Genomic DNA, 15,983 nt, shown 5'->3' with positions numbered 1-15,983 from the left:
TTGCCGGCTTTAGGCCGGCGCGTACGGCTGCGCTTCCAGCGGCTGTCCCTTGGCGTCGAATTTCAGCGCCACTGACAAGCGGGTGACGCCGATGGTGGCCAGCGCGTCGCAGATGTCGTCGACTTCGTCCTGCAAGTCGGCGGCCAGGTCCAGCGGCTTGTCGGCGCTGTGCAGCAACTGGCCGTCTGCCGTGCTGACGTTGACGCGCAGCAGCATTTCGCCGTGCTCATCGGCCGGGCCGACGACCACCGAGACGTCGCCCGCGTCCACGTTGTTTTCCGCCAATGCATGGTTGATGCCGGACATCATCTGCAGCATCGCATACTCGCTCATCCCTTGTTCCTTGCCACCGTGGAACAGATCCTGGTAGAGGAAGCTTACTTCCAGGGTGTTGCCGGCCGGCGCCAGGCAGCGCTTCACCAGATCGCCCACTTCCGTCGTCCACTGCTGGTAGCGGGCCATGCGCGCGTCGAACCAGGCGTCGAGCGCCGCTTCATCCTTCGGTTCCGCGTAGAACGGGTCGTCCACGCGCTTGAGGGCAAAGCCCAGCAGGAAGCGCAGTTCGACGGCCGTGTCCTGTGGGCCGAAGGCCGTCTCGCTCCAGCCGACGATGCTGCTTTCCAGGCCCGGCGTGGCGACGATCTTCTTGTCCGTCATCGATGCGTACGCATCGCGCACCATTTCGTGCAGGTGGCTATAGGTGATGCGGTCGATTTCATCGAGGTCGTAGGCGTGGCTCATCAGGACCACCTTGGCCTTGGCGCTTTCCAGCTCTGCCTGCTGGAAACTTTTCACCAGCGCTTCGAACGCGTCCTGGTCCTGGAAGCTGTCCGCTTCCTTCAGGCCGCCCGTGCTTTGCACCAGCAGGGGCACGACGAAGGCGTTGATTTCCATTGCCGGGGCATTCTCGCGGCGGATCACGGAAATGGACGCCGCTTCCTCGATATGGCTGCGCAGGTACTGGTAGGCGCCCACGTCCTCGTATTTCGCCCGCTCGATGGCGTCGTACAGGATTTCATCCTTCTTTTGATTCAAGGCCTTGCGGATCAGGCGGCCGAACTCGACGGCTTGCTCGGCCAGCACCGTGCCCTGCGATTCGCTGTCTTCCTGCTCCGCCAGGTTGAGGGCCATCGTGCACAGCATGCGCGTGACGGATTCATCCTTGTCTTCAGGCGTGTTGGCGGATTTACGGGGGACAGGGCGCTTATTTTTGGGCATGGCGATCAACAGGTTAAGAAAGACGGGTCAGGCAAACGGAAACAGGCGCCAGGGCTTATGCCAGGCGCCGGGACGGATCATACAGGCGGACGCGGCCGCCTGATACCTCAATGGTCGGTATCGAACATCTCGTGCAATTCGTCGAGCAGGTCGGCGGCTTCTTCCTGCGACAGGCCGAGATGCTGGCAAGCAAGTTCGCCGCCCTTGTCCCACTCCAGCGAGGTACTGTTGCCATGGTAGCGCTGAATGCCCTTTTCGGCCAGCAGCGACAGGGCGACGAGCGAGCGGATGGCGTCGTCCGTGGACGGATCGGCCAGCACCGTGTAGTCGTGGTGGTGCAAAATCGCCCACGAGACGTCGGAAGACAAGCCCCAGTTGCGCGCGAGCAAGCAGCCGATGGCCGCGTGGTTGGTCTGGTGGCGCGCGTCTTCCAGTGCTGTAAAACAATTGTGCGCATCGTTGGCGGCCGCCGCGTACGTGTTGACGTAGTCGGGAAAGCGGTTCATCAGCAGGGGCACGCCGATATCGCAGAACAGGCCGAAGGTGTGGGCGATGTCGGGCGGGGCGATGCGCAGCTTGCGTGAGGTAAATACCAGGGCGCGCGCGCGCTTGGCCGACACATCCCAGAAGTTGGTCAGTTCCACGCCTTCCGCTTCCAGCGCCTGGCGTGCCAGCAAGCCCGTCATCATGGCGCTGCACTGGTTGATGCCGAGAAAATTGATGCCTTGCTCGACGGACTTGGCCTTGCGCGCGGCGCCATAGAACGGCGAATTGGCCAATTTCAGCAGGGCGCCCGACATGCCGACGTCGTCGGCGATGATGCGCGCGATGCGGCGCGGCGACGGGTCCTGTTCCGCCAGTTCGCGCTGCAAGTCGACCAGCAGGCTGGGACGCGGCGGGATACGGATGGAACGCATCAAGGCGTCAACCGGATCTTCCTGCTCTATCTGCTTTTGCGCTGCCGCTCTCATCATCACGCTTTCATCATCATTTTTGTGCCCGGTGCTTATTCTGTCGCGCGCTGCCGCTGCCCGCTTCATGAGCGTCTGGCGCAGTGCCCGACGATTATCGCTGTTTATGCATAGCAATAGTTCATATCTGCAATATATTGTCGCAAAAATTCCCGTTTTGGCCCGGTCCAGCCGTGATTTTCGTCATTTTACGACCTTGCCCATCCCGGTATCCATGATGAAAAAACCAAGTTTTATTTGTTTTCAAGGCGGGGCAAAGCGTGCGGCGGGATGCGCGGCAGTACAATTGCCTGATGAAAAAAATTCTTGCGGGTATCGATTTCGCGGACGATTCCAGCAGCGTGGCGCGCCAGCTGATCGGCGTGACCGTGCTGGTCGACGGCGTGGGCGGGCGCATCGTGGAAACGGAAGCGTATGACCGGCTGGACCCTGCCTCGCACACGTATGGGGGCATGACGCCGCGCAATGCGGCCATGTTCGGTCCGCCCGGGCACGCCTATGTCTACCGCTCGTACGGCATCCACTGGTGCCTGAACTTTGTGTGCCGCGAAGCGGGGCATGGCGCGGGCGTGCTGATCCGCGCGATCGAACCCGTGGAGGGGCTCGATGCGATGCGCGAACGGCGCGGCGTCGAGGGGGAGCGGCTGCTGTGCTCGGGACCGGGCAAGGTGTGCCAGGCGCTGGGCGTGAGCCACCTGCACAACCGGCTGGCACTGGACGCGCCGCCGTTCCTGTTGCTGGCCCGCGAGGGCGATGTCACGGTGCAAACGGGGCCGCGCATCGGCATTTCCAGGGCGATGGACACGCCGTGGCGCTTCGTGCTGGCCGGCTCGCCCTATCTGAGTAAACCGCTGCGCGCGCCCGCCGTCTAGCTGCGCCGGCGCCGCGATGCATCGTTGGCGCCATGCCGGCCGGGCATGCCGCGCAGCGGGCTGTGCAATGCGCGCCGGTCCTTGCCTTCTCCGTTGGCGGGGCTGGCCGGATGCTGGAATGCTTCGTCTTCGGTGTGGCCAGCCGGTGAGGCGGGGCGCTCATCCAGGGTAAATACGGCCACGGCCGCCGACAATTTGACGGCTTGGTCCTGCAAACTGGCCGCCGCCGCTGCGGCTTGCTCCACCAGGGCCGCATTTTGCTGGGTGACGTCATCCATTTGCGTGACGGCCTGGTTCACTTCCGTGATGCCCGACGCCTGCTCCGCGCTGGCCTGTTTCACGCGCTGGATGATCTCATTGACTTGCTGCACCGAGGCCACGATGGCGCCCATGCTGTCGCCCGCTTGCTGCACGGCCACGCTGCCGCCGTCGATGGTGGTGACGGACGTGGCGATCAGGGTCTTGATTTCCTTGGCGGCTTGCGCCGAGCGCTGCGCCAGGGTGCGCACTTCCGACGCCACCACGGCAAAGCCGCGGCCCTGTTCTCCCGCGCGCGCCGCTTCCACCGCCGCATTCAGCGCGAGGATATTGGTCTGGAAGGAAATGCCGTCGATCACGCCGATAATATCCACGATCTGGCGCGAATTGGCGCGTATCGTCGCCATCGTCGTCACGGCTTGCTGCATCGACACGCCCCCTTGCACGGCCAGGGTGGATGCCTGCCCCGCCAGCTCGCAGGCCAGCTGGGCGTTGTCGGCGTTGTCATTGACGGCTTGCGTCAGCGCTTCCATGGCGCTCGATGTTTCTTCCAGCGAACTGGCTTGCATTTCCGTGCGCGCCGACAAATCCAGGTTGCCGGTGGCAATTTCATGCGAGGCCGTGTCGATCGATTGCACGGCGCCCATGATGGTGCGCAAGGTCTGGTTCAAGTGGGCGATGGTCTGGTCCAGCACGCGCGAGGTGGCGGCGATTTCATCATTGCCCTGCTTGGGCGCGCCGGCCATCAGCTTGCCCGCCGCCAAGTCTTGCACGGCGTCGGCAATGCCGCGGATTTCCACCAGCATGGCGCGCCGCACCAGCATGGTCACCACGATGGAGACGAGGATGGAGAGCAGGACGGTCAGCAGCAAGCTCCAGCACAGGGTGCGAAACTCGGCGCTGGCCGTCGCATGGGCCTGGCTGCTGAGCGTTGTTTCCAGCGCGGACAGTTGCGCCAGCTGCGTATTGAACTGGCCGAACTGCGTTTCCGCCTTGAGCATGGAATTGGTGGCGATCGACTGGTCCATCTGCGCCATTTCCATGGTTTCCAGCACGGCCTTGCGATAGCCGGCCAGTGCCGTGATGGCCGCATCGACCAGGGTGAGTTCGGCGCCCGTGGCCGTGGCGCGCAGCGAGGCCAGCTGGGTGCCGATGGCCGCGTGGCGCGCCTTGATCTGTTGCTCCAGTGTATCGAGACGGGCCTTGGCGAAGCTGCCATTCGTCCACGACAGCAACTGGTACATATTGCCGTGCACATGCTTGGCGTCCCCTAGTACGTCGGCGGCTGCCTTCAGGTGCGTGATGCGCACCCGCACCATGTTTTCCAGCGAGGCATTTTGCCGCACCATGCCATACCAGGCGCCGGTCGAGCTGAGTATCAGCAACAGCAAGACCAGGGTGGGCGCCAGCAATAATTTTGGCCCTATGCGTAATTGATTGAGCATGCTCGACTCCTGGCGATGGCCGTTCAAACCGCAGGCGGCGCGCGGTGTGCGTGCGCGCCGCCCTTGCCCTATTTTTTGTAGATCCCCGCTTCCAGCACCACATCGTTGACGCGCAGGATGTAGGTGGTCTTCGGTTCGATCTTGCCGGTGGTGGGATTCTTGTATTGGTAATCGACCCAGCCCTTGCCCTGTTTTTGCGCCAACTCAATGATTTCACGGCGATATTTCTTGCCATTCGCATCGGGCACATCCGTCAAATCCTTGCCGACGATGGAAGGATTGATGGGGTGGGCCAGCACGATGCCCGTCTTGATGTCGCGCATGTCCACATACAGCGAGCCCTGCACGAAGTCCGGGTCTTTCGCCGTGATTTTCTTCATCATTTCTTCCTTGCCATGCGCCTTCATGAAGGCGGCGCCCCGTTCGGCCATGGCGATGGCGTCTTTTTCCGTTGGTTCGACCGCGGCGCTGACGTTGCCACCGGCAAATGCCAGGCACAGCAGGCTACCCGTGAATAAGCGTTTCATGAAAGCTCCTTGTGATATCGAGGGATATGTTGCCAAGTCGTAATTTACGTCGCCGGCGCTTCCCGCAAATTGCGATGGCACAAACTAAGGTGTTGCTTGTCGGTAGCTTGCAACGTATCGACGGCTTGTTGATATGTAACAATTTGGTTCCGAGCGGCAAGAACTATGATGACTTTCACAGCATGCCAAGCTGGCAAGGCATGGCAGAGGAAGAGGCTGGAATTGGCCGGGATAGGGCTGGTTTCAATGAAGTTATCGCTGTTTACTGGCAAGGAGCCGATCGTGTCCGCACCCATTACCGAGCCGTTTTCACCCAAGTTCAAGCCGTATACGCGGCACACCATACAACAGGCGCGGCAGTGGGAATGGCTGCCGGAAGAGCAGCGCGAAGCCGTGCAAGTGGTGTCGCACGTCTTGCCGTTTCGCACCAATGCCTATGTGCTCGACCAGTTGATCGACTGGAACAACATCCCTGACGACCCCATCTATCGCCTCGTCTTTCCCCACCGCGACATGCTGGCGCCCGAGCAGTACGCGCACCTGCGCGAGCTGGTGCTGGTGCAGAGGGACAAGGCCGCTATCGATGCCTATGTGCATGGCTTGCGCCTGGGCATGAATCCCCATCCGGCCGGCCAGATGACGCACAACGTGCCCCGGGTCAACGATGCGCCCGTGCGCGGCTTGCAGCATAAATATGCGCAAACGGTGCTGTTTTTCCCCAGCGCAGGACAGACGTGCCACGCATATTGCACCTTCTGTTTCCGCTGGCCCCAGTTCGTCGGCATGGACGACATGAAGTTCGATGCGCACGAGTCGCATGAGCTGGTCACTTACCTGAAACTGCATCCGGAAGTGACGGACGTGCTGATCACGGGCGGCGACCCGATGATCATGAATACGCGGCAACTGGCTGCCTACCTGGAGCCGCTGCTGGCGCCGGGCCTGGAACATATCCAGAACATCCGCATCGGCACCAAGGCGGTGGCGTATTGGCCGCAGCGCTTTGTCTCGGACCGCGATGCGGACGACTTGATGCGCTTGTTCGAGCGCATCGTCAAGGCGGGCAAGAACCTGGCCGTGATGGGCCATTACAGCCATGCAGTCGAGTTACGCCAGGACATCGCCCAGCAAGCGGTGAAGCGCATCATTTCCACGGGCGCCACCTTGCGCATGCAGGGGCCGCTGATCCGCCACATCAACGAAGACCCCGCTAGCTGGGCCGAGTTGTGGCAGACGGGCACGCGCCTGGGGGCAATTCCGTACTACATGTTTGTCGAACGGGACACGGGCCCGCGCGCCTATTTCGAGTTGCCCCTGGCGAAGGCGCACGAGATTTTCCAGGCCGCCTACCAGATGGTGTCCGGCCTGTCGCGCACGGTGCGCGGGCCTTCCATGAGTGCGTTTCCCGGCAAGATCGTCATCGATGGCATCGTCACCATCCATGGCGAAAAACTGTTTGCCCTGCAATTTTTGCAAGCGCGCAACCCGGACTGGGTGCGCCGGCCGTTTTATGCCAAGTTCGATGCGGAAGCGACGTGGATGGACGATTTGAAGCCGGCCTTTGGCCAGGACAAGTTTTTCTTTGAAACGGATGACCCGGTGCCGCAGGTGCCGCATAAAATCATCCGCCTGGCACAGGCCGCCTGAGCATGCACGGCCACGGCGCGCCTGCCCGTTCCGGCGCGGCCGTGTTTTGCCTGGTGTTCCTGCCGTTCGCGCTCGGGCATTACCTGTCCTGTCTGCTGCGCGGCGTGAATGCCGTGCTGACGGCCGAATTGCTGGGCGCCATTGCCCTGACGCCGACCCAGCTGGGTCTGCTGACCAGCGCCTTTTTTCTCGCTTTTGCGCTGGTGCAATTGCCGGTCGGCATGGCGCTCGACCGCTACGGCCCCCGCACGGTGCAACTGTGGCTGCTGGCGCTGGCGGCCCTGGGCGTGTGGCTGTTCAGCCGGGGCCACAGCTTTGCCGGGCTGATGTGGGCGCGCGCCTTGATGGGGGCGGGCCTGGGCGGCTGTTTCATGGCCGCCGTGAAAGCGATCTCGTGCGCCATCGCGCCAGCTCGCCTGCCTTCCGTGCATGGCTACCTGATCGCCGTGGGCGGCCTGGGGGCGGCCACGGCCACCATGCCCGTCAAGCTGGCCCTGCATTACACGGATTGGCGCGGCGTGTTCCTGGGCCTGGCGCTGGCGGCGCTGGCCATCGGCTTGCTGATCCGCCTGCTGTCGCCGGCCCTGCCTGCGCCCGCCGCTGCGAGGAACAAGGTCAGCGTCTGGAGCGTGTATCGCGACAGGGCCTTTCGCCGCACCATCGCGCTGATCCTGCTGCCGCACACGGTATTCTTTGGCGTGCAGGGCTTGTGGGTGGGGCGCTGGCTGGCCGATGTGGGCGGCTTGTCCGACGACAATGTCGCGTATTTGTTGTACCTGGGCATGGCGGCCGTCATCTTCGGCGCCATCGGCATGGGCATGCTGACGGAGTGGGCGGGGCGGCGCGGTATTGCACCCATGCAAGTGGCGGCCGCCGGTATCGTCCTGTTTGTCGCTGTGCAAGTGGCGATGGCGTGCAATGTGGTGCCCAGCCTGCCTTTGCTATCCGTGCTGTTTACCCTGCTGGGCACGGTAACGGGCCTCGAGTATGCGATCGTTGCGCAAAGCATGCCGGCCAGCTTGACGGGCAGGGCGGCCACCTGTTTGAATTTGCTCATTTTCACGGGCGCCTTCCTGGTGCAGGCGGGCTTTGGCCTGATCCTCGGCTGCTGGCCCCTGAACAGCCAGCAGCAGTATCCGCCGCAGGCGTACCAGGCGGCGTTTGGCGTGCTGGCGGCCTTGCAATTGCCGGGACTTGCGATGTTTTTCATTCACCGCTGCAGGCGTGCCGGGCCATCCGGTAAAATGGCAGCCTGCACAGCGGCAATGATCAACTCCAAGGAAGACTATGAAACTCGTTCGTTATGGACGTCCAGGCAAGGAAAAACCGGGCCTGATCGATGAAGAAGGCAAACTGCGCGACCTGTCCGGCGTGATTGCCGATATTGATGGCGCGCAACTGTCCGACAAGGCCCTGCGCAAGCTGGCCAAGCTCGACGAAAAGACCTTGCCTTTGGTGCGCGGCAATCCACGCTTCGGCGTGCCGCTGGCGAAAGTCGGCAAGTTCATCGGCATCGGCCTCAATTACGCGGATCACGCGGCCGAGGCCGGCATGCCGATCCCGGCCGAACCCATCGTCTTCATGAAGGCCATTACTTGCCTGAATGGCCCGGACGACAATGTCGTGCTGCCAAAAGGCTCGAAAAAGACGGACTGGGAAGTGGAGCTGGGCGTGATCATCGGCACGCGCGCGCAATACGTGAGCGAAGAGGACGCCCTGAAATACGTGGCCGGCTATTGTGTCGTCAACGACATTTCCGAGCGCTCGTTCCAGCTGGAACGGGGCGGCCAGTGGGACAAGGGCAAGGGCTGCGACACCTTCGGCCCTGTCGGCCCATGGCTGGTGACGCGCGATGAAGTCATCGACGAGCAGGATCTGGACCTGTACCTGGAAGTCAACGGCAAGCGTATGCAGACCGGCAATACGCAAACCATGATCTTCACGGTCGCGCAGATCGTCAGCTACCTGTCGCAATTCATGACCCTGGAACCGGGCGACGTCATCGCCACGGGCACGCCGCCGGGCGTGGGCCAGGGCCGCAAGCCGCAGCGTTTCCTCAAAAAAGGCGACAGCATGCGCCTGGGTATCGCCGGCCTCGGTGAACAGCAGCAGGACGTGGTTGCCTGGACAGCCTGATGGCCGGTAGCGATATCGACCGTTTGCCACCGTTGCTGCTGGACCAGCTCGATGTCCAGCAGCGCGCGGCCGCGCAAGCCATCATCGACGGTCCGCGCGGGGCGCTGTACGGCCCCTTCGTGCCGCTGATCCGCAGCCCCGAGCTGATGGAAACGGCGCAGCGCATGGGGGAATATTTGCGCTACCGCAGCGCCATCGGCACGCGGCTGTCGGAACTGGCGATCCTGGTGACGGCGCGCCAGTGGGACCAGCAAGTCGAGTGGGCCATCCACGCGCCGCTGGCCGTGCAGAACGGCATCGCGCAAGCGGCCGTGGACGCCATTGCGGCGCGGCGCGCACCGCTGGCCCTGAAAGAAGACGAGCAAGCCGTGCATGACTTTTGCATCGAGTTGCAGCAGAACAAGCGTGTCAGCGATGCCACGTATGCGCGGGCGCTGGCGCTGTTCGGCGAGCACGGCGTGGTCGACTTGATGGGTATCAATGGCTACTACACCTTCCTGGCCATGGTGATGAATGGCGCGCAGACGGCGGTGCCGGCCTTGGGTGTGCCGCCCATGCCCGCCTGATGACAGGTGTTTTTCGGGCAAAGATGGACAAAGTGTAATGAAGTTGAAATTATTCAATATATAATTTTACTTCCCTGCCATTGCCAACAAGCTCAATGAAAACTCGTCCGTGCTTCACCCTGATGGGCCGCGCCTTCCTGGCGCTGGCCCTTTCTTTTTGCCCCTTGATGACGGTGCGCGCGCTTGCCGCCGAGACCGCTGCCACCGCCAGCCCCGGCGCTTCCGCCCTGGAAAACTCCGTCGTCAAGGTGTTTTCCACCCTGCGCGGGCCGGATCCCTATAAACCGTGGAGCAAGGCTGCGCCGCAAGAGGTGACGGGTTCCGGCGTCGTCATCGAAGGCCGCCGCATCCTCACCAATGCGCACGTGGTCGGCTATGCCAGCCAGGTGCAGATCCAGGCGAATGGCGCCGGCGACAAGATACCGGCGACCGTGCTGGCCATCTCGCGCGGCATGGACCTGGCCTTGCTGAAAATCGACGATGACAGTTTTTTTGCCAGCCATAAAGCGGTGCCGCGCGCCAATGTCTTGCCGGACGTGCGCGATGCCGTGCTGGCGTATGGCTATCCGACGGGCGGCACCTCGCTGTCGATCACCAAGGGCATCGTTTCGCGCATCGAATTCGTGCGCTACAACTTCCCTGTGTCCGGCCTGCGCATCCAGATCGATGCGGCCATCAATCCGGGCAATAGCGGCGGCCCCGTGATTGCCGGCGACAAGATGATCGGCCTGGCCTTTGCCGGCATGCTCAATGCGCAAAACATCGGCTACATCATCCCCAACGAGGAAATCGAACTGTTCCTGCGCGACCAGGACAGTGGCGCGCCCAAGGGCAAGCCGGCCATGCGCGACGTGACGCAAACGCTGGAAAATCCCGCGCTGCGCACGTATCTGAAGCTGGCCAAGGGTGTCGAAGGCGCCGTCGTGATGACGCCGGCCAGCAAGGATGCCGCCTATCCGCTCAAGGAGTGGGATGTCATCACGCATATCGGCGATTTTCCCATCGACAACCAGGGCATGGTCAAGCTGAATGCCAACAGCCGCGTGCGCTTCCAGTACCGGGTACAGCAGCTGGCGAAAGACGGCCAGTTGCCGTTGACGGTGGTGCGCCAGGGCGCGCCCCTGAAAATCAAGGTGCCCGTCTCGGCGGCGCACCCGATGCTCATCAGCGGCCTGCAGGGCAATTACCCATCCTATTTCATCTTCGGTCCGATGGTGTTTTCGCGCGCCAGCACGGAATTCATGGCGGCGCCGAATGGCAACCCAACGATATTGGGCGGCATGGCGTTTGCCGGCAATCCGCTGGCCACGCGGCGCGGCGATGCGCCCGACAGCGAACGCGAGGAACTGGTGGTGATCGCCGCGCCGTTCTTCCCGCACAAGCTGATGAATGGCTACAGTACCCGTTTCTTCTCGGTCGTCGATTCCGTCAATGGCGTGCGCGTGCGCAGCCTGGCGCACCTGGTGGCCTTGCTGCGCGACCAGACGGATGAATTGCTGACGTTCCGCTTCCAGCAGCGCGATGCGGAAATGGTCGTCGTGCCCCGCAAGGACATGCTGGCAGCGACGGAATCGGTGCTGACGGATAACGGCATCCGCTCGGAAGCGTCGCCCGATATGTTGAAAATCTGGAATGAAAAAACGCCGGTAAACTGATCGTTCCCGGCGTTCCGCAAGACAACAGGCGCGGCGCAGACCGCGCCTGTTTTACTTTAAGCCAATACTTTCTTCAGCCATGCGCCGATGGCGTCGATTTCTTCCTGGCACAGCGAGTGCTGCATCATGTACTCGTGCCATTCCACCTTGTAACCCATGCCGGTGAGCAAGTCGCGCGACTGTTGCGCGCGGTTGATCTGCACCACGGGGTCGGCCGTGCCGTGCGCCATGAAGATCGGCGTCTGCAGGCTGGCCGGCGTGCGTTCCAGAGCCGTCTTGTCGGCCAGTGGCAGATAGCCGGACAGGCACATCAGGCCGGCCAGCGGTTCCGCATGGCGCAAGCCCGTTTGCAAGGTCATGGCGCAGCCTTGCGAGAAGCCGGCCAGGATGATGCGGCTGGCAGGAATACTACGCGCCTTTTCGCGCGCGATCAGCGCTTCGATCTGCAGCTGCGAGGCGCGCAAGCCGCCCTCGTCTTCGCGGCGCACGAGGTCGCTCACGAGGATGTCGTACCAGGCGCGCATCACATAGCCGTTGTTGATGGTGACGGGCATGGTGCCGGCGCTGGGGAAGATGAAGCGGATGGCGGGGCAGCCGCGCAAATCGAGTTCTTTCACCAGGGGAACGAAGTCGTTGCCGTCGGCGCCCAGGCCATGCATCCAGATGATGGAGACGGTGGGGTTCGGTGCGCTGTCGAGTTCGATGGTTTCCAGCAAAGTGCTCATGTATTTTCCTCTGGTAGTGGTTGCGCCGGACGCAGCGCCGATTTGGGACGGAAGGCCTTGCAGATGGCCGGGTCGGTTTCCATGTAGGGGCCTCCGATGAGGTCGATGCAATAGGGCACGGCGGCAAAGATGCCGTTCACCAATTGATTTCCATCAACATCCTTCAAGCCTTCCAGGGTTTCCTTGATGGCTTTCGGCTGGCCCGGCAAGTTCATGATCAGGGCGGCGCGCTCGGGCGTCTCGCGGATCACGGCTACCTGGCGCGACAAAATGGCCGTCGGCACGAATTGCAGGCTGATCTGGCGCATCTGTTCGCCGAAACCTGGCATTTCCTTGGTCCCGACGGACAAGGTGGCGTCCGGCGTCACGTCGCGCCGCGCCGGACCCGTGCCGCCCGTCGTCAGGATCAGATGGCAGTGGCTCAGGTCGACCATGTCGATCAGGGTGTTTTCAATTTGCGAGCGCTCGTCCGGGATCAGGCGTTTTTCCAGGCGGAACGGCGTGCGGATGGCGGCGGACAGCCAGCTTTCCAGGGCGGGGATGCCCAGGTCTTCATACACGCCGCCGCTGGCGCGGTCCGAGATCGACACGAGGCCGATAATCAATTCGTCTTCGAGAGTGGTGGACATCGGTCACCTATAAAAGTTTGGAGTGTCTTAAAAACAATAAAACCGGGATTATCCCGGTTTTTTGTCCATCCTTGCGTTTGGGACGGTCAATTACTCGTCGTCTTCCGCTTCTGCGTCATCTTCGTCAGCATCTTTCTTGCCGCCATTTTGCTTCTTGGCGATCTCTTTCAAGATCTGGAAGATTTCACGGTAGGCCTTCGGCGGCTTGTTCTCGGCTTGCTCCTTGCGGGCATTGCGGATCAGGGTGCGCAGGTGCTGCACGTCCAGTTCCGGATTTTCCGACAGCAAGACGGTCAGGGCCTTGTCGTCCGTCAAGAGTTTGTCGCGGCGGCGTTCCATCGCGTGCATATTGGCCGTGTCGGCTTTCGACAAGCCTTTCCAGCTATCGATGGTGCGTTGGATGGCGGCAACTTCGTCTTCATCCAGGGTGCGCATCTTCTTGCCCACGTATTGCAGCTGGCGGCGGCGGCCTTCGTGATCCTTGATTTGCTGGCATTCGAGAATGGCGTCGCGCACGTCTTCCGGCATCGGGACGCGCTTGACGCGGTCGCGGGCCTCATTGACGAGTTCTTCGCCCAGCTTTTGCAGGACGGTCATCTGGCGCTTGAGTTCCGACTTCGAAGGACGTTCATATTCCTGTTCGAATTCGGTGGATTGGAAGCCGCAAGCTCCCCGGTTTGGATTTGGCATGATAAGGCGGGATTGGCCGCGTAGGCCGCACCTGTAAACTGTAAACGACTGCTATGATAACCTTTTTAGCGGCTTTCCGAAGAAAACAGCGCATGAACGACTCCGTATTTACCCATAGTCAAGAGCAATTGCAGCAACTAGCCCGTGATGTGTTGTCTTTTGCGCGGGAAGCGGGCGGCACCGACGCAGCCGTCGAAGTCAGCGAAGGCGGCGGCTTGTCCGTTTCTGTACGAAAAGGCAAGATCGAGACGATCGAGCAAAACAAGGACAAGGGCATGGGCGTGACCGTGTTTGTCGGCAAGAAGCGCGGCAATGCCAGCACCTCCGATTTCTCGCCGTCCGCCCTGCGCGCCACGGTGGACGCGGCCTACAACATCGCCCGCTTCACGGCCGAGGACGATTGCGCGGGCCTGGCCGACACGGACATGCTGGAAATGTCGCCCCGCGACTTGCAATTGTTCTATCCCTGGCTCATTTCCACCGAGGAAGCCGTTGCGCTGGCCCAGCGGGCCGAAGCGGCCGCGTTTGCCGTCGACCCGCGCATCACGAACAGCGAGGGCGCCAGCGTGCACGTGCAGCAATCGCACTTTGTTTCCGCCAATTCGCGCGGCTTCATCGGCGGCTACCCGTTTTCGCGCCACACCCTGTCCGTGGCGCCCATCGCCGGCAAGGGCGCGAAGATGCAGCGCGACGACTGGTATTCGTCCGTGCGCGACGCCTCTAAAATGTCGAGCCCGGAAGCCATCGGGCGCTATGCCGCCGAGCGCGCCCTGTCGCGCCTGAACGCGCGCAAGCTGGGCACGCGCACTTGTCCCGTGCTGTTCGAGGCGCCGCTGGCGGCCGGTTTGCTGGGTACCTATGTGCAAGCGACCTCGGGCGGCGCCCTGTACCGCAAGTCCACTTTCCTGAACGACTCCCTGGGCACGCAAGTGCTGCCGTCGCACGTGCAGATCTTGGAAGACCCGCACGTGATCGGCGGCGTCGGTTCGGCGCCGTTCGACGAAGAGGGCGTGAAAACCGTCAGCCGCGACGTCGTCAAGGATGGCGTGGTGCAAGGCTATTTCCTGTCGACCTACACGGCCCGCAAGCTGGGCATGCAGACGACGGGCAACGCGGGCGGTTCGCACAATCTGTATCTGACCTCGAACCTGACGGCCGCCAGCGACGATTTTAGTGCCATGCTGAAAAAGCTGGGCACGGGCTTGCTGGTGACGGAGCTGATGGGACAAGGAACCAATTACGTGACGGGCGACTATTCGCGCGGCGCATCCGGTTTCTGGGTGGAAAATGGCGTGATCCAGTATCCGGTGGAAGAAATCACCATCGCCGGCAACATGAAGGACATGCTGCGCAACATCGTTGCCGTGGGCGCCGACGAACTGCGCCGCGGCACCAAACAGACGGGTTCCATCCTCATCGAGAGCATGGTGGTGGCGGGCGGCTGAGCGCCTGCATGGCAAGCGCGACAACGCCGGGCGGGCGCGCCACGCTTTACTGCTGGACTTGATAGCCATCCGTCAGGGTGGCCAGGAACTTCACCATATCCTCGATCTCGCCCGCCGTCAGCGCCGGCGCCATGCCGCGCTTGCGGTCGAACGGCGCTTCCTTGACGTTCACGTTGGCGCGGTATCTGGCGGGTATGTCATTGAATTTCTGCACTTTTCCCCGTTTGTCGCGCGGATACCATTCTTGCGGATGCGTATCGCGCCGCACATAAAAACGCAGGGCCTCCGTCAGGTTGTCGAACACACCGTTATGAAAAAACACTTGGCGTGTGGCTACATTGCGCAGGCTGGGCACCTTGAAGGCGCCGCATAGCTCGCCTTTCGCCGCCAGGTCCGTACGGTCGGGACCGCACAAGCCCAGGTCGAAATAGGCCGGGTCGGCCGTGGCGGGAATGCGCATATTGCGCGGCACGCCCAGATTGTCGAAACTGAAGTCCGTGAACAGGGGCGGCGCGCCATGTTCGCCCCGCACGCTGGGGTGGCAAGCGGCGCAATTGCCCTTGCGTTCATCGTTGAACAGGGCCAGGCCCCGCAATTCGGCCAGCTCCAGGGGAACCTTGTTGGCCAGGTACAGGTCATATTTGGAATCGTAGCGGTGAAAATCCGGCTCTTCCTGCTGGAATTGCTGCAAGGCATACGTGATGCGGCTGAATGCCTGTTGTGGTTGCGCAAAGATGGCGTCGCCAAAGACGCGCCGGAATGCGTCCGCATAGTTGCCGTTACGCAACCGTTCCACCACCGCATCCGTGCTGGCATTGGCCATTTCGTGCGCTGCCAGGAACGGCCGTTCCGCCTGTTCTGCCAGGCTGGCGGCGCGGCCGTCGCGGTTGATGCCGCCGTTGGGCGCCCCTTCTTCATCAAAGCGGAAGGGCGGATTGTGTTCCAGGTAGCGCAGCGATGGCGTGGCGCGGTAGCCGTGCGCCTGGCCATCGGCGCCGCCCAGTTGCACGGCCAGCTTGTTGCCGGGCGCATAGGCGTGGGCCGGGTCATGGCAGCTGGCGCACGACTGCCTGCCCGAGGCGGACAGGCTGGCATCGTGGAAGATGCGCCGCCCCAGCTGCGCGGCAGGGCTGAGTTCGGCCGCCGTGCCTGGCATGCCGTGCAAGCCAAGAAACAAGAATATGCACACGTGTGCAAAT

Annotated in this window: 15 protein-coding genes; 7 read left to right on the top strand and 8 right to left on the bottom strand. The window is 62.3% G+C overall.

Annotation, left to right across the window (positions count from 1 at the left end; genetic code table 11):
• Window positions 1-9: 9 nt before the first annotated feature.
• The gene (locus VPH40_RS14740) at window positions 10-1,218 is read right to left on the bottom strand and encodes a hypothetical protein (RefSeq protein WP_305054080.1); all 1,209 of its coding nucleotides are present in this window, start codon (window positions 1,216-1,218) and stop codon (window positions 10-12) included.
• A gap of 107 nt (window positions 1,219-1,325) precedes the next feature.
• Complete coding sequence (locus VPH40_RS14735) at window positions 1,326-2,192, bottom strand: HDOD domain-containing protein (protein WP_099666424.1); 867 nt, start codon at window positions 2,190-2,192, stop codon at window positions 1,326-1,328.
• Between the two features lie 290 nt (window positions 2,193-2,482).
• Between VPH40_RS14735 and VPH40_RS14730 the strand changes: the two genes are divergently transcribed.
• The gene (locus tag VPH40_RS14730) at window positions 2,483-3,061 is read left to right on the top strand and encodes a DNA-3-methyladenine glycosylase (RefSeq protein ID WP_328573796.1); all 579 of its coding nucleotides are present in this window, start codon (window positions 2,483-2,485) and stop codon (window positions 3,059-3,061) included.
• On the opposite strand, the gene VPH40_RS14725 is transcribed toward VPH40_RS14730, so the two are convergent.
• Window positions 3,058-4,764 carry a methyl-accepting chemotaxis protein gene (locus VPH40_RS14725; protein WP_305058794.1) on the bottom strand — a complete coding sequence of 569 codons (1,707 nt, stop codon included), beginning with the start codon at window positions 4,762-4,764 and terminating at the stop codon, window positions 3,058-3,060. The two genes, VPH40_RS14730 and VPH40_RS14725, sit on opposite strands and share 4 nt — an antisense overlap.
• Before the next feature lie 68 nt (window positions 4,765-4,832).
• Complete coding sequence (locus VPH40_RS14720) at window positions 4,833-5,291, bottom strand: cache domain-containing protein (protein ID WP_099666427.1); 459 nt, start codon at window positions 5,289-5,291, stop codon at window positions 4,833-4,835.
• A 282-nt stretch (window positions 5,292-5,573) separates the two neighbouring features.
• Here VPH40_RS14720 and VPH40_RS14715 point away from each other — a divergent pair, with 282 nt between their 5' ends.
• The 5 genes from VPH40_RS14715 to VPH40_RS14695 all read left to right on the top strand — a co-directional run bounded on the left by VPH40_RS14715 (window position 5,574) and on the right by VPH40_RS14695 (window position 11,295).
• Window positions 5,574-6,938, top strand: coding sequence for a KamA family radical SAM protein (locus VPH40_RS14715; RefSeq protein WP_328573795.1), 1,365 nt, complete (start codon window positions 5,574-5,576; stop codon window positions 6,936-6,938).
• 2 nt (window positions 6,939-6,940) lie between these two features.
• The gene (locus VPH40_RS14710; RefSeq protein ID WP_328573794.1) at window positions 6,941-8,281 is read left to right on the top strand and encodes an MFS transporter; all 1,341 of its coding nucleotides are present in this window, start codon (window positions 6,941-6,943) and stop codon (window positions 8,279-8,281) included.
• Window positions 8,226-9,074 (top strand): fumarylacetoacetate hydrolase family protein, encoded by an 849-nt coding sequence (locus VPH40_RS14705; protein WP_099666429.1) that lies wholly within the window; start codon window positions 8,226-8,228, stop codon window positions 9,072-9,074. Before VPH40_RS14710 ends, VPH40_RS14705 begins: the two co-directional genes overlap by 56 nt.
• Window positions 9,074-9,640: a carboxymuconolactone decarboxylase family protein gene (locus tag VPH40_RS14700; RefSeq protein WP_328573793.1), complete on the top strand. Its 567-nt coding sequence runs from the start codon at window positions 9,074-9,076 to the stop codon at window positions 9,638-9,640. The genes VPH40_RS14705 and VPH40_RS14700 overlap by 1 nt, the downstream gene beginning before the upstream one ends.
• Window positions 9,641-9,735: 95 nt before the next feature.
• Window positions 9,736-11,295 (top strand): S1C family serine protease, encoded by a 1,560-nt coding sequence (locus VPH40_RS14695; RefSeq protein WP_328573792.1) that lies wholly within the window; start codon window positions 9,736-9,738, stop codon window positions 11,293-11,295.
• A gap of 56 nt (window positions 11,296-11,351) precedes the next feature.
• Here the strand turns inward: VPH40_RS14695 and VPH40_RS14690 are convergent, their stop codons facing one another.
• The 3 genes from VPH40_RS14690 to yjgA form a co-directional block, all read right to left on the bottom strand.
• Complete coding sequence (locus tag VPH40_RS14690; protein WP_328573791.1) at window positions 11,352-12,020, bottom strand: alpha/beta hydrolase; 669 nt, start codon at window positions 12,018-12,020, stop codon at window positions 11,352-11,354.
• The gene (gene mog, locus VPH40_RS14685) at window positions 12,017-12,649 is read right to left on the bottom strand and encodes a molybdopterin adenylyltransferase (protein ID WP_099666433.1); all 633 of its coding nucleotides are present in this window, start codon (window positions 12,647-12,649) and stop codon (window positions 12,017-12,019) included. The genes VPH40_RS14690 and mog overlap by 4 nt, the downstream gene beginning before the upstream one ends.
• A 90-nt stretch (window positions 12,650-12,739) precedes the next feature.
• Window positions 12,740-13,339 (bottom strand): ribosome biogenesis factor YjgA, encoded by a 600-nt coding sequence (gene yjgA / locus VPH40_RS14680; protein ID WP_099666434.1) that lies wholly within the window; start codon window positions 13,337-13,339, stop codon window positions 12,740-12,742.
• Between the two features lie 92 nt (window positions 13,340-13,431).
• On the opposite strand from yjgA, the gene pmbA reads away from it, so the two are divergent.
• Window positions 13,432-14,784 (top strand): metalloprotease PmbA, encoded by a 1,353-nt coding sequence (gene pmbA, locus VPH40_RS14675; protein ID WP_328573790.1) that lies wholly within the window; start codon window positions 13,432-13,434, stop codon window positions 14,782-14,784.
• A 46-nt stretch (window positions 14,785-14,830) separates the two neighbouring features.
• On the opposite strand, the gene VPH40_RS14670 is transcribed toward pmbA, so the two are convergent.
• Window positions 14,831-15,961 carry a cytochrome-c peroxidase gene (locus VPH40_RS14670; protein WP_328573789.1) on the bottom strand — a complete coding sequence of 377 codons (1,131 nt, stop codon included), beginning with the start codon at window positions 15,959-15,961 and terminating at the stop codon, window positions 14,831-14,833.
• Window positions 15,962-15,983: the final 22 nt, after the last annotated feature.

It is taken from the genome of Janthinobacterium sp. P210005, from assembly GCF_036231865.1.
Taxonomy (GTDB): domain Bacteria; phylum Pseudomonadota; class Gammaproteobacteria; order Burkholderiales; family Burkholderiaceae_D; genus Janthinobacterium; species Janthinobacterium kumbetense.
This window is presented reverse-complemented; position numbering and strand designations above follow the sequence as displayed.

What these genes read in the sequence shown, in the direction of transcription:
- VPH40_RS14740 (WP_305054080.1), bottom strand. Translation starts at nt 1,218, where the DNA reads ATGCCCAAAAATAAGCGCCCTGTCCCCCGTAAATCCGCCAACACGCCT.
- VPH40_RS14735 (WP_099666424.1), bottom strand. Translation starts at nt 2,192, where the DNA reads ATGATGAGAGCGGCAGCGCAAAAGCAGATAGAGCAGGAAGATCCGGTT.
- VPH40_RS14730 (WP_328573796.1), top strand. Translation starts at nt 2,483, where the DNA reads ATGAAAAAAATTCTTGCGGGTATCGATTTCGCGGACGATTCCAGCAGC.
- VPH40_RS14725 (WP_305058794.1), bottom strand. Translation starts at nt 4,764, where the DNA reads ATGCTCAATCAATTACGCATAGGGCCAAAATTATTGCTGGCGCCCACC.
- VPH40_RS14720 (WP_099666427.1), bottom strand. Translation starts at nt 5,291, where the DNA reads ATGAAACGCTTATTCACGGGTAGCCTGCTGTGCCTGGCATTTGCCGGT.
- VPH40_RS14710 (WP_328573794.1), top strand. Translation starts at nt 6,941, where the DNA reads ATGCACGGCCACGGCGCGCCTGCCCGTTCCGGCGCGGCCGTGTTTTGC.
- VPH40_RS14705 (WP_099666429.1), top strand. Translation starts at nt 8,226, where the DNA reads ATGAAACTCGTTCGTTATGGACGTCCAGGCAAGGAAAAACCGGGCCTG.
- VPH40_RS14700 (WP_328573793.1), top strand. Translation starts at nt 9,074, where the DNA reads ATGGCCGGTAGCGATATCGACCGTTTGCCACCGTTGCTGCTGGACCAG.
- VPH40_RS14695 (WP_328573792.1), top strand. Translation starts at nt 9,736, where the DNA reads ATGAAAACTCGTCCGTGCTTCACCCTGATGGGCCGCGCCTTCCTGGCG.
- VPH40_RS14690 (WP_328573791.1), bottom strand. Translation starts at nt 12,020, where the DNA reads ATGAGCACTTTGCTGGAAACCATCGAACTCGACAGCGCACCGAACCCC.
- mog (WP_099666433.1), bottom strand. Translation starts at nt 12,649, where the DNA reads ATGTCCACCACTCTCGAAGACGAATTGATTATCGGCCTCGTGTCGATC.
- yjgA (WP_099666434.1), bottom strand. Translation starts at nt 13,339, where the DNA reads ATGCCAAATCCAAACCGGGGAGCTTGCGGCTTCCAATCCACCGAATTC.
- pmbA (WP_328573790.1), top strand. Translation starts at nt 13,432, where the DNA reads ATGAACGACTCCGTATTTACCCATAGTCAAGAGCAATTGCAGCAACTA.